Raw genomic sequence first — 13,084 nt, 5'->3', positions numbered from 1 at the left:
ATCATAAAAAAAGGATTATAAATAAGATTATTTATAACTATTTACTCAAATAAATATATTATAATTCAATCTCTCGTTCTTGCATTGGTTCACGAATAAACTCAAAATATTCATCAATATTTTTAGATTGTTCAGGTGACATTCCAATTTTTTCTGCATTTGTCATCACTTCCCCAACACCCTTATATGCCGTGTCGCTGCAATCCATGCAGAGGTATAACCCACAATTGAGCAAATAATCAATAAGAATGCAAATTCTGCGAATTCTAAGCCGTTTAATTCAAATTGGACCGCAAAAATATCGGTAACATATCTTACCGCACTGGTGAAATAACCAATGATAAAACTACTGAAAATACAAGCGACTAACGCACCTAAAAAGCCGTAGATAATGCCCGTATAAAGGAAAGGGCGTAGTACAAATTGATCGGTGGCACCGAGTAGTTTCATGACTTGAATATTCGCTTTGCTACTATATACATCGGAACGAATACTGTTACCGATTACTAAAAATACCGCTAAGGTCATCAATACTGCACTAAAAATAGCCACATGTGCAATCAGCCAAGTAATTGCGGTGAGTTTTTCCAGCCAGTCATTATCCATTCTAACTTCTTCTACCCCTTTGATTTTCATCAGGTTACTATGTAATTCCTGACGTTTTTCTGAAGCTTGAAATTCCGAACTAGGGTGAATCATCACCACTGCTGGTAGAGGATTATCGTCTAAAATATCTAATTCTTCATTAAAACCAGACCATGCTTTAAATTCTTTCAGGCTTTCCTGACGTGAAATATAATTAAGGCTTTCCACCCCTTTTTGTTCACGAATTTTTTCTACCACTTTATTGGAATCATCAGCATTGAGATTTTTATGCAAATAGACCGTTAATTCTGTTTCAGGATAGAATTTTGTGGTGGCTAAATGGGTATTTTTCCAAAGTAAAAAACTCACCGTAGGAATGGTTAATGACACAGCTATCACTAAAATCGTCAACAATGTGCCATATTTTTTCAAGCAAAGATCTGCCCACACATTGCGTAAAACATAATTCATTTGCACCCAAAACGGGGCTTTTTGTGTTGAACTCATTTTCTTTCCCTTATGCTCGCAAATAACCTTGTTCTAACACAAGGCAAGGTTTTGGTTTTTGTTGAATTAAACTCACGTTGTGAGTGGCAATTAACACAGTCATTCCCATTTTATTAAATTCTTCAAATAGGCTAAAAATATCAAAAGAAAGTGTGTTATCTAGGTTGCCAGTAGGTTCGTCAGCTAACAATAATTGTGGTTTGTGTATCACAGCACGAGCAATATCTACTCGTTGTTGTTCACCACCTGACAAATGCAATGGTTGATGATCTGCACGGTCATACAGCCCAACTACATCTAACATAGCTAACGCTCGATCTCGGGCTGTTTTTGGGTGCATTCCAGCAATAATTAATGGGAGTGCAACGTTATCCACAATAGAACGATCGGGCAAAAGACGATAATCTTGATGCACCATACCAATTTGACGGCGTAAAAAGGGCAATTCATAAGCTGATAGACGGGTGATGTTGTGTCCATTAAACCAAATTTGTCCGCCGTTAGCACGTTCCATGCCCATAATTAATTTTAACAATGTACTTTTACCTGCTCCAGAATGCCCTGTTAAATAGGTCATACTGCCAACAGGTAAATGAAAGTTTAGTCCTTGTAAAGCAGGTTGTTTACTGCCTAAATAGGCTTTGCTTACATTTTGAAAATGTATCATTTTTTATCCTTTCCGATTAATTTTCCTGTGCCTATTCTTCATGCGTAAATAGGGCATCAATAAATTCATTGGCATTAAACGCACGTAAATCTTCAATTTTTTCACCGACACCGATATAGCGAATTGGCAAATTAAACTGATCCGCAATGGCAAAAATTACGCCACCTTTGGCGGTGCCATCTAATTTAGTTAAGCAAATTCCTGTAAGCCTTACGGCTTCATTAAATAATTTTGCCTGACTAATGGCATTTTGCCCTGTGCCAGCATCAAGGGTGAGCATAATTTCATGCGGTGCGGCTTCATCATATTTTTTCATCACTCGCACGATTTTTTTCAACTCGTCCATCAAATTATTTTTATTTTGCAAACGCCCAGCGGTGTCCGCAATTAAAATATCAATATTTTTCGCTGCCGCCGATTGCATGGCATCAAAAATCACCGATGCTGAATCCGAGCCAGTAGCTTGTGCCACCACTGGAATATGATTACGTTCGCCCCACACTTGCAACTGTTCTACAGCAGCAGCACGGAATGTATCACCAGCAGCTAACATCACTGATTTGCCTTGTTGCTGGAATTGACGAGCCAGTTTGCCAATGGTAGTGGTTTTACCCACACCGTTCACACCGACCATTAAAATGACATAAGGTTTTTTGGCAGCGTCAATCTGCAATGGTTGTGCCACAGGATTAAGAATATCCGCCATTTCTTGTTTTAATTGTTGATACAATAAATCCGCATCTTTAAGCTGTTGATGTGTAGCGTGTTGCTCTAAATTTTTGATAATTTTGCTGGTAGTCGGCACGCCAATATCGGCAATTAATAGCTGTTCTTCCAATTCTTCAAATAGTTCATCATCAATTTTTTTACCGAAAAATAGCGAACGAAAGCCAGACCCGATATTTTGTTTGGTTTTCACCAAACCTTTTAATAAACGACTGAAAAAGCCTCCCTCGCTCGGTTTTTCTTGCGTAATAGCACTTTCAGCAATAGCTTCTTGCTTTTCTTCTGATGAAATTTCAATTTGTTGTTCTATTTCATCAACCGAATCAGAAATTTGCTCAATTTGCACCGCACTTTCTGCATTATTTTCTTCAATTTCATCTGATTGAACAGCAATTTCCGCCACAATCTGTTCTGTTTTTACAGGTTCAAGTACGGTGTCATTTTGTTCGGAAGTTAACGCTGTTTCCGATTGAACAAAATTTTCCACCACATCAAGCATTTCTTCGCTTAAATGTTCACTAACGCTTTCTATGGTTTGTTCAATTTTATCGCTAACTTCTTCAATTTTTTCTTCAACAAGAACAACGATGTTTTCCGCTGGTTGGTTGCTTTCTTTAATAATTTGAGCGGTTTCTTCCTGCTGTGGTTGCTGATCAACAATATCATCTGGTTGCTTTTTACCTAATCCCAACCACGACCAAAAACCGCCTTTTTTCTTTTCATCTGTCATAAAAATCTCTTAATATCTGTTAAACTATATAAAATTTGTATAGTTTATCATTTTTTATCTATTATCTGTATGAAAAAATACACAAAAGAACACACACCAAACCAATCACAAAGCAAGGGTGAAGTCCGTATTATTGCAGGTCGTTGGCGGGGACGAAAATTACCCGTATTAAATTCACAAGGTTTACGTCCTACGGGGGATCGAGTTAAAGAAACATTGTTTAACTGGTTAATGCCTTATATTGTGAATAGTTGTTGTTTAGATTGCTTTGCTGGTAGTGGCTCACTTGGCTTTGAAAGTTTATCAAGGGGAGCAAAACAGGTGACTTTTGTGGAGCTTGAGAAAACCGTCTTTAATCAATTAAAACAGAATTTAATCCGTTTAAAATGCGATGAAAATCAAGCAAATGTGATTAATCAAAACAGCCTTGAATGGTTAAAACAACCGCAAAAAACACCGCACTTTGATGTGGTTTTTCTTGATCCACCATTTAACTTTGGCTTGAGCGAACAAGCTATTAAATTGTTAGAACAAAATAACTGGTTACAACAGCAAGCGTTAATTTATGTAGAAACCGAAAAAGATAAACCTTTAAATGCACCTGAAAATTGGTATTTATTGAAAGAAAAAATCACGGGTCAGGTTTGTTATCGGTTGTATCAGAAAAAATAAAAGGAGGCATCTATGTTATACCAAGCCGTTTTCAGCGATATTGATGGCACGCTATTAAATAGTCAACATCAAATCACTTCACGTACCGAGCAAGCAATAAAAGCCATTGTGAAAAAAGGGATTCCATTTATTCCCGTTTCCGCCCGACCGCCTTATGCGATCACACCTTACACTGAGCAATTACACACTGAACAAGCGATAATTTGCTATAGTGGAGCATTAATTTTAGATAAAAATTTAACCGCACTTTATAGCGTACTTATTGAACAAAATGATCTTAGGTTGCTTAATCAAATTTTAGCGGATTACGCTGATTTATCCATTAATCATTATGCTGGACTAAACTGGTTTAGCAACGATTTAAGCAATTTTTGGACGTTGCAAGAAAGCCAAATTACAGGCTTACAGGCTCAAATTGTGCCAACAGATTTAACAGATGTGCATAAAATTTTAGTGATGGGTAACGCAGCTAATATTCAACAGTTAGAACAAAAACTCAAACAAAATCTACCGCACTTGAGTATTCACCGCTCTAAACCTGAATACCTTGAAATCATGAACAAAGCCGCCACCAAAGCGAAAGCCATTCAATTTATGGAAAAATTATTGAACATCACCGCCGATCAAGTCATTGCTTTCGGCGATAATTTTAATGATTTGGATATGTTGCAATATGCAGGGTTAAGTGTCGCCATGGGCAACGCCCCTGATGAAATTAAACAAGTGGCAAAACAAGTAACCGCTAGCAATAACGAAGATGGCATTGCGTTGGTGTTGGAGCGAGAATTTTTATTTACTTAAATATCTATCTTTCTAAACAAAAACATTGGGATATGTTTTACTACAGTCATGATTAATGCCCATTTTTTTGGGGTGTAAATAACCCGTTTACCTTTTTGCATACCTGAAACAATATCTAATGCCACTTGTTTAGGTTCAGCCATTTTTCCTTTACCAGTTATAGATTGGGTCATGGTTGTTTTAGTTGGACCTGGTTTAATAAGTGAAACCTTAACCTTTGAATTGGCGAGAGCTAATCTATGTTGCATTCCTTGAATGTATTTATCAATCATCGCTTTAGCACTACCATAAATATAGTTGGATTTTCGACCACGATCACCAGCAACCGATCCGATAATACCTAAAGAACCGTAATTTTCTTTTAGCATATAATTTACGATTTCTTCTGCAAATAAAACGGGTGAAATGCCATTTATTTCAAGTGACGCTTTATTTTTAGCAACATCTATTTGCAATGCTTCTTGGTCTGGCAAGATTCCATGAGCAATCAGAGCAATATCAATTCTCCCTTTAGTGAAAATATCCGAAATCACATTATGAATATCAGTTGGGTTGGTAAAATCGATAACGTGAGATTCAAAGGTTGAATTAGGCGATCTCACTTGAAGATCTGAAGTAACAAGTTGCAATTTCTCCTTATTTCTGCCCAACAAAATAACATCACAGTCTTGTTTTTTTACCCACTCTCTTAGGCAATATTCTGCAATAGTTGATGTTCCACCAACGACTAAAATTCTTGTTTTTTGCATATCTGTCCTTAAAATTAAACCCCTAATAACCGACGCGATAAATCGGAACTAATTCCTTTATCGTGGAATCGTAAAAATTCTGCTATTCTTGGATACCCTTTTTCAAAAAGTGATTTAGGCATTCTGGCATCTTTCGCTAAATACAATCGTCCTCCCGCTTCTTCTACAATCCTATCTAATAGATTAAATAGACGCAATGTGCTTTCACCTTTATTGGGGAAATCTAAGGCTAATGTAACACCATCTTTCATTGGAAAACTTAATAATCCACCTGATTCAGAATGACCAAAAGTTTTTAACACGCCAAGAAAAGAACCCTCACCAGATTTTTTAATTACCTTTAACATTTCATCTGTCGCAACTTTGCCAACTTCTTTCGGAATGACACTCTGATATTGGAAAAAACCTTTAGGACCATACATTCTATTCCAATCATGAATAGCATCTAATGGATAAAAGAATGGTTCAAAATCAATAAGTTGTTTTCTCGGTTTAAGCCGATTTATATTGAAATAAGCAAAATTAAATAAAGGAAGACTTATTCCATTGACCAAAGAAATGGGTGGCATGATAGAAAATGATCTTTCTTTAGGTGATGGGGTTGGTTTAGTTTCTTGACTAAGATTACCTCGCATAAACAAACCTCGAGAATTTTTACCACTAAAACAATCAATCCAAGAAACAGAATATTCCCACGCTTGTTCAGATGAGTTAGATAACGTAAAAAAATTATCTAAGTGATAAAATGGAATAGTTTCAGCATCTATCCAAGTGCTTGTTATTTTTCGCATTGTTAATTTTGCTTCTAAAATAACGCCTGTCAGCCCAATTCCCCCTATTGTTGCATAAAACCAATCTGCATTATGTTGTCTGGAACATTCGATAATTTCGCCATCTGTTCTCAATAATTTTATATATAAGAGGTGATCACCAAATGAACCTGAACTATGATGACCTTTACCATGAACATCATTAGCTATTGCACCACCAACCGTTGGTATTAGTGTACCTGGGGTAACAGGGAGCATCCAGCCTAGCGGATTAAATACTCGATGAATTTCCTGTAATGTAATGCCTGCTTCACAATGTAAAATCGCTTGCTCAGGATCAAATGAAATAAAACGACTAAGCCCCGACATATTCCAAATTAATCCATTGGAATTTAATGGCACATCACCATAACTACGACCATTGCCAAAGGCAAGCCCCTTTTTTGGGGCGTGAGGAATAGTATTAATGGCTTGTTTCTGAGAGAAGATATATTCAATATCATGTAAATTGGCAGAAAGATTTCCCCAAGAACTTAATTTTTCTGAAATCATTCTTTACTCCCGAATAAACACATATTTTTTGTCTAACATATATTTCACCGTATAACCGATGGCAAGCCCTATCATTGCTCCAATATATCGCATTTCTTTGGTCTGAAACACAAAATGAAAAGAAAATTCAACGCCCCAAAAAATCAGCGTGGTAAATACACTCATCAAAGTATATATCACAAATAATCGACTATCATGTTTTATGTTATCTGTTTGATAATTAAAGATATATTTTTTATCCAATACATATTTAAAAAACAATCCAGATACAGTACCAACAAAAATGGATACAGCAATATCATAAGGTCCTGAATATAGCCTAATTGAGATTTCCTGACATAAAATATTTAACCCAGTAGAAAACATGGCAAATAAAATATAAAAAAAGGTTATCTTAAACATTTTTCTTTTTAACCTGAATAAATAATATCAATAACCCAACGACAGACAATAACGGTAACCACCATACATATTGCCACGTATAAGGAAAATAGGATAAGAGTAAAGTTCCTGATAAATTTCTAGGTACAATTACTTTCACAAATGCTTGAGTATAATCAGGCAATACAGCCAAATCTGTGTCGCCAATTTTTGCAGTATAACCTTTCCAATAAACCCGAGGGAAAATTAATTCCAACTCTTCCTGATGTGGGAAGATTTCTACCTTATCGAAATTATTACTATGCTCTAACATCTTAATTTGTGCTGTTGTTGGATAAACCGTAGGTGGTAGCATATTCCAACCATTGGTTTTATCTTTAGGTAATGAAAGATAAATCGTATCCAAACCAAATAATTTCACATCTACATAGCCACACATCATAAATTGTTGTTGAAATGGCATGTAATCTTGCATACGTAAAATAACTACACTTACTTTCATGTCATTTACAATACAATTATACGGAGAAGATCCTTGTAAAATTCTATATAAAGATTCTTTAGGATAAAACATTGCATGTCCAGAATTATGTGGTAATAAAAATCCAAAATTTTTGTTTCCTACTGGAGCATAGCCATTAATAGATTTTAGATGATATACCCCAAATTGGGCTGAATTTAAATCATGTAAATATTTTCTGTTGTCATTATCACCAGTCAAGGAAAGAATGTATCCATCTAGGTTTATACTACTTGGTATTTCTATTTTTTCTGGTAATTTAGGAAAGGGGAGGTAATTTTTATTTGTATTACCTAACGAATTTAATCCCACTAACATAATAATCAAAGAAACTAATGCCATTAAAGAAAATCCAACTTTATGAAATAAGTTTAATCTTCCTAATTTAGGAATGATGAATAAAATCACTAATACAAAAAGTTGTAATATAATATATTTTATATCTTCTCCCATAGACATAAAAAAAGAGAATACAAAATTAATGATTAAGAATGTCCCATAATAAATATTGAGGTGTTTACTTGCTTTAGCATCAATAGCTTTATCCAAAGCGTAAAAAGTTATTAAGCAAATAGAAAATGATAAAAATGGTACAAACCTAAAAGACCAACGAAGTGGTCCAAATTGTGTTGGTAACTGAGAGAGTATTAGAAACAGAATACTAAAGCAAACGATTAACTTAAAACTATGGTCTTTTCTAAATAAATCGATAATATTCTTATAAAATAAGACAAATGGAAAAATTAAAGTTGAAAATCCTATTGGAATTAGAATTATCTTATATCCAATAAAATAATTCATATAACTATAATAGGTTGGACTAAATCCAAATAAAATAGAATCCAAAGATGGCGACAAAAAATTACCAAAATTATGAAATCCAGAAGGTCTATTTATTAGTTCACTAGAATAAATATATTCAGAATAAACAGGAATAGAAAAAAACAACGATAAAATACTTGGCGGGGCAAGATAAATTATAAATCGAATATCTTTGTTGTGGTAAAAATCGAAGCATAATGTGAGGAAAACTAAAGCTGCATAAGCAATAATAGAATGTGGCCAGCCTGAATTTAGCATAAAAACAACACAGAGGAAATTAACCAGCACGGACTGAATAGAAATCTTTTCACGTAAACAGAAAAAACTTGCAATAGCAGCCATTCCCCAAGCCTGACCAATGGCAGCATTCCACCATGCAGCAGAATATTGATATAAAAACATCGGATTAATTGCCACAAAAGCGGCAAAAGCATAGGCATAATTTACCCGTATTTTGAATTTCTTAGCAATGAAATAACTTGAAATAAAGATAGTATTGAGATTGATAAAAGCTAATACAATCCCTGTTAGTCTTATACTTTCTGTTTTATAGGCGATAATCGAGGTAATAATTGTGGTTGGTAAAAAAATCCCTCTTTCCAACTCAATCATCGCATTCCCACCGACCATTAAATCACTCGTAATAAAAGGAATATGCCCTGAAAGCCAGATCTTGCCAAATTGCTTATAAAATCCTAATAGATCATTTAATGTATCATCAATGGAAAAGAAATCATTAAAAAAACTACAACAGATTAAAATAACGGATAACGTAAATGCAAAAGAAACACTGATTAATTTAACATTTTCATTTATTCTCATTGACAGTTTTTCCTATAAAAATTTCGCTAATACTACCAACATAATTGACAAAAATATCGTCAATATACTTGGTTTATTTTTTATTAAATAAACAACAGGATCATCATTCATCAGACCACGCTTCGTTTCAATCCAAAGATGTCCTAGGATATAAATTAAAAGAATCTGCACACCCCAAAGTAATTCAGGTGTTTTGTAATGGGATAACACGATGACATCATTAATATATAAACCAAATAAAATGACTGCCCCTACAAAAGAAGAAACACCCAATGGATATAAAATATCTAAATCAGATTTAAAATATCCTCGACCTGCTAATTTTTCATTGCTATTTTTAGCAGCAACAAGTTCAGCACAACGTTTAACAGTCGCCAAACTTAAAAAGATGAAAATAGAAAATATCATTAACCAATAACTGACAGGAATATTCGCAACAATACCACCTGCAATAATTCGCAACGTATAAAGTATCGAAAGTATAATAATATCAACTAGTACAATTTTCTTTAATTTTAAACTATATATTGTGGTTAATATCAAATAAAGGACAAAAGTAATTGCGAATTTCCACGATATGATAAAAGAAAAAATCAAGGTAAAAGCTAATAACACAACACTGACTATTCCTCCTTGATAAATGGGCAATACACCCGATGCAAAAGGGCGTTTAGACTTTTGATAATGTTTTCTATCATTATTTAAATCCCATAAATCATTCAAAATATATGTTGCAGATGCTCCCAGAGAAAATGTTAAAAACGCCCAAAAAACAAGTTCAATTTTGCCAAAATGGAAAAATTCAAATGCAGTTAATATAGGGATAAATAAAAGAATATTTTTTAGCCACTGATGAAGACGAATAGCTTTTAACCAAATAAAAAAGGTTTGTTTGGGGTTCTCAAAGGTTTTTTCAATTTTAATCCCCTTTTTAACGGCAAGATGAGAAAGCGATTGCACGTCTGATCCAACAATAATTGCAGATTGGCTTTCTTCCCAAATCACCAAATCCGCCACATTATCCCCAATATAAGTAAATTCGTCACCGACTTTTTCTTGTATTGCGATTAGTTTATTTTTACCTTTTAAATTTACAGAACAATCTGTTGTTGATAATACCTCATCAAACAATGCTAAATAGTTAGCAACTTTATGAGCAATTTTAGCGTAAGCCGCTGTGGCAAGCACAATATTGGTGCCATTTTGTTTTTCGGTTGTCAAATAAGTAATCAGATCTTTTCGATATGGTAAGGTTTCAACTTCCAAATCTGAGTGTTCGCTCACCCATTTTTTAAATCCAGCCTTACCCAATTTCAGTTTAAAAGGTATTCTAAGCAGATTTAATGGGTCACATTTGATTAGTGAGATCAAGGATTCGTGTAATGTATCGGTTAAAACTAACGTGCCATCTAAATCAACAACTAAGGTTTTTGTTTTCATTTTTTTATTATCTTGAGCTTTTAATTTAGATATTGCACCACATAATCTCTCAACATTGCAATTTCTTTTTTTGCTTTATCAGATAATACTTTGTTATCTCGCAACATTTGAGCAGAACGAGCCTCAATATAATGTAGATAATCGGGGTTCTTCGTTTGTTCAAATTGTTGTTTTGCCATATACATCTCACGAAAATCTTTATTGGCTTGTGACAGCAATATTTTTTGTCCGAGTAATACAAAAATCGCAAAACCTAACACGATTACTGAACCATAGCCGTGAGTGGGGTAATACAATATGCCTGCTAGAATAAAAAGTGCGGTGATAAATCTGGAAGAATTTTTGATGTAGGTTTCAGATGGTGGTGATTGTAATAATTGTTTAATATTCATAATTATCTATCGTCCAAAATTTAAAGTGCGGAAAAAATCACCGCACTTTGATTACTCTCATTTAAATTGAGACCCCGTCTGAACCGCCTTTGCGACTTGAAATTTTTAGGGAAAATCGCCTTGTTTACTCACTGCGTTCGCCCTACGGGTCGTTGCTAAAGCAACGTTCAAACGCTAAAGCGTTTGTGAGCGTAGCGAGTTGCGATTTTCCCGTTAAGAAAATTTCAATAAAGCAAAGAAAAGCGGTGAAGTCGGGGTGTGTTTCTTTGCTTACTTTCTTTGCACAAGCAAAGAAAGTAAGAGAACTACGCTAAGATACCAAAATGATACCCTACAATCCCCACCCCAAACAAGGCAAAGATGATATACATCGCATTAATTTTACGGCGTAATAATGCCATACAAATAAATGTCAACACCAATGCGGCTAACCCAGGTAAAAGATCGTTTAGCACGCTTTGTACTGTTGTTACTACTTCTTGACCTGCTTGGTTGGTATAACGAGAAAGCTCTAATGGAATATTAATACTGGTCCATTTCGATACTAGCGATCCCATGACAAACAAGCCGAGAATGGACGCTCCTTGCGTAACTTTTTGTAAACGACCGCCACCCATATCGCCAACGATTTCTGTTCCTTTTTGATAACCGTATTTGAACCCATACCAACGGGTTGCCGCACGGGCAAGATTGATTAACACAAAGAATAACAATGGACCAAGTAAGCTACCACTAATGGCTAAACCCGCACCAAGAGCTGCAAGTACAGGACGTAAGGTTCCCCAGAAAATTGGGTCGCCTACACCAGCTAAAGGTCCCATTAAACCGACTTTAACACCGCTTATTGCGGCATCATCAATTTCTGCACCATTGGCTCGTTCTTGTTCCATCGCAGCGGTTACACCCATAATAGCAGAACCGACCCAAGGTTGTGTGTTGAAAAATTCAAGGTGCCGTCTTAACGCTGCAACTTGGTCGTTTTTATCGCTATAAAGGCGTTTGATTGCAGGGATCATTGACACACAAAAGCCCATTGATTGCATACGTTCAAAATTGAAAGACCCTAGTAAAAAGGTAGAACGCCAGTAGGTTGCACGAATATCCGCTTGGGTTAATTGTTTTTTCTCAGACATTTTAAAATTCCTTCTTATAGACCTTCAAGTTCATCATCAGCAAGCTCTTTTTTGTGTTGGCTTGCTACGGCTTGTGATTGGTTAAATTGTGGGTTTAACTGAATGTAAATTAAGGCTAAACACGCCCCTAAGAAACCTAATCCGACTAAGTTGTAGTTGGAGAATGAGGCAATCACGAAACCAATAAAGAAGAATGGCATTAATGCACCAGCTCTCATCATATTGATCACCATGGCATAACCGACCACCACGATAAATCCACCTGCAATTTGTAAGCCACGTGTTACCACTTCAGGAATGGCATCTAAGGCGGCTGTTACCGTATCAGTGCCAGCCACTAAGGCTACCGCTAAGGTTGGAACCGCTACACGCAAACCTTGTAAGGAAAGCCCAGCAAAATGGCAAAGCTCAATGCCTCGGAAGTTGGCTTTTTCGGCGTAATCATCGGCTTTATGTTGTAAGAAAATGGTGAGTGTTCGCACGAAGATAGTCAGCACTTGCCCTGCTGCTGCCACAGGAATGGCAATCGCAATCGCAGTGCCTTTATCTTGACCGCCTTTGATCACAAGGATTGCTGCAATGACTGATGCTAATGCTGCATCAGGTGCCATTGCTGCCCCTACGTTCATCCAACCAAGGGCTAACATTTCCAGTGTACCACCTACGATAATACCTGTTTGTAAATCACCTAATACCCAACCGATGAGTGTACAAGCGACTAATGGACGGTGAGTCTGACGTTCGTCTAATACGGACCCCATACCACAAATTGCAGCGACAAGCGTCACTAAAATAATTTCAATCGTTGTCATAAT

At 35.7% G+C, this 13,084-nt stretch carries 13 protein-coding genes; 2 read left to right on the top strand and 11 right to left on the bottom strand.

Annotated elements, in window-relative coordinates; genetic code table 11:
- Positions 1-165: 165 nt before the first annotated feature.
- Genes ftsX through ftsY form a run of 3 tightly spaced genes read right to left on the bottom strand, consistent with a single transcriptional unit; the run spans position 166 to position 3,215 of the window.
- Positions 166-1,092, bottom strand: coding sequence for a permease-like cell division protein FtsX (ftsX, locus tag O1Q80_RS01765; protein WP_386695311.1), 927 nt, complete (start codon positions 1,090-1,092; stop codon positions 166-168).
- Between the two features lie 10 nt (positions 1,093-1,102).
- Positions 1,103-1,759 carry a cell division ATP-binding protein FtsE gene (ftsE, locus tag O1Q80_RS01760; protein ID WP_386688740.1) on the bottom strand — a complete coding sequence of 219 codons (657 nt, stop codon included), beginning with the start codon at positions 1,757-1,759 and terminating at the stop codon, positions 1,103-1,105.
- Between the two features lie 31 nt (positions 1,760-1,790).
- Positions 1,791-3,215 carry a signal recognition particle-docking protein FtsY gene (ftsY, locus tag O1Q80_RS01755; protein ID WP_386695309.1) on the bottom strand — a complete coding sequence of 475 codons (1,425 nt, stop codon included), beginning with the start codon at positions 3,213-3,215 and terminating at the stop codon, positions 1,791-1,793.
- A gap of 69 nt (positions 3,216-3,284) precedes the next feature.
- Here ftsY and rsmD point away from each other — a divergent pair, with 69 nt between their 5' ends.
- Together rsmD and O1Q80_RS01745 are read left to right on the top strand one after the other, a co-directional pair.
- The gene (gene rsmD / locus O1Q80_RS01750; RefSeq protein WP_386691919.1) at positions 3,285-3,887 is read left to right on the top strand and encodes a 16S rRNA (guanine(966)-N(2))-methyltransferase RsmD; all 603 of its coding nucleotides are present in this window, start codon (positions 3,285-3,287) and stop codon (positions 3,885-3,887) included.
- Between the two features lie 12 nt (positions 3,888-3,899).
- A complete protein-coding gene (locus O1Q80_RS01745; protein ID WP_386695307.1) occupies positions 3,900-4,688 on the top strand; it encodes a Cof-type HAD-IIB family hydrolase in 789 nt (262 codons plus the stop codon).
- Here O1Q80_RS01745 and O1Q80_RS01740 read toward each other — a convergent pair.
- From O1Q80_RS01740 to O1Q80_RS01705, 8 genes are all read right to left on the bottom strand, one after another.
- Complete coding sequence (locus tag O1Q80_RS01740) at positions 4,685-5,437, bottom strand: SDR family NAD(P)-dependent oxidoreductase (protein WP_386695305.1); 753 nt, start codon at positions 5,435-5,437, stop codon at positions 4,685-4,687. The two genes, O1Q80_RS01745 and O1Q80_RS01740, sit on opposite strands and share 4 nt — an antisense overlap.
- A 14-nt stretch (positions 5,438-5,451) precedes the next feature.
- Positions 5,452-6,759, bottom strand: a complete 1,308-nt coding sequence (locus O1Q80_RS01735; protein ID WP_386695304.1) for an FAD-binding protein — start codon at positions 6,757-6,759, stop codon at positions 5,452-5,454.
- A gap of 3 nt (positions 6,760-6,762) precedes the next feature.
- Complete coding sequence (locus tag O1Q80_RS01730) at positions 6,763-7,161, bottom strand: GtrA family protein (RefSeq protein ID WP_386695302.1); 399 nt, start codon at positions 7,159-7,161, stop codon at positions 6,763-6,765.
- Positions 7,154-9,304 carry a hypothetical protein gene (locus O1Q80_RS01725; RefSeq protein ID WP_386695300.1) on the bottom strand — a complete coding sequence of 717 codons (2,151 nt, stop codon included), beginning with the start codon at positions 9,302-9,304 and terminating at the stop codon, positions 7,154-7,156. Before O1Q80_RS01725 ends, O1Q80_RS01730 begins: the two co-directional genes overlap by 8 nt.
- Positions 9,305-9,316: 12 nt before the next feature.
- Entirely contained in the window at positions 9,317-10,744 is a 1,428-nt protein-coding gene (locus tag O1Q80_RS01720; protein ID WP_386695298.1) for a UbiA family prenyltransferase, read from the bottom strand.
- A gap of 20 nt (positions 10,745-10,764) precedes the next feature.
- Positions 10,765-11,136 (bottom strand): hypothetical protein, encoded by a 372-nt coding sequence (locus O1Q80_RS01715; protein WP_386695296.1) that lies wholly within the window; start codon positions 11,134-11,136, stop codon positions 10,765-10,767.
- Between the two features lie 305 nt (positions 11,137-11,441).
- On the bottom strand, positions 11,442-12,269 hold the full coding sequence (gene manZ / locus O1Q80_RS01710; RefSeq protein WP_386691925.1) for a PTS mannose transporter subunit IID: 828 nt from the start codon (positions 12,267-12,269) through the stop codon (positions 11,442-11,444).
- Between the two features lie 14 nt (positions 12,270-12,283).
- Positions 12,284-13,081, bottom strand: a complete 798-nt coding sequence (locus tag O1Q80_RS01705; protein ID WP_386688763.1) for a PTS mannose/fructose/sorbose transporter subunit IIC — start codon at positions 13,079-13,081, stop codon at positions 12,284-12,286.
- Between the last annotated feature and the right edge of the window lie 3 nt (positions 13,082-13,084).

Origin of the sequence: Lonepinella sp. MS14435 (assembly GCF_042485795.1) — a bacterium.
GTDB lineage: Bacteria > Pseudomonadota > Gammaproteobacteria > Enterobacterales > Pasteurellaceae > Lonepinella.
The sequence above is the reverse complement of the archived record's forward strand: the minus strand, read 5'-3'. Positions and strand labels throughout refer to the sequence as shown.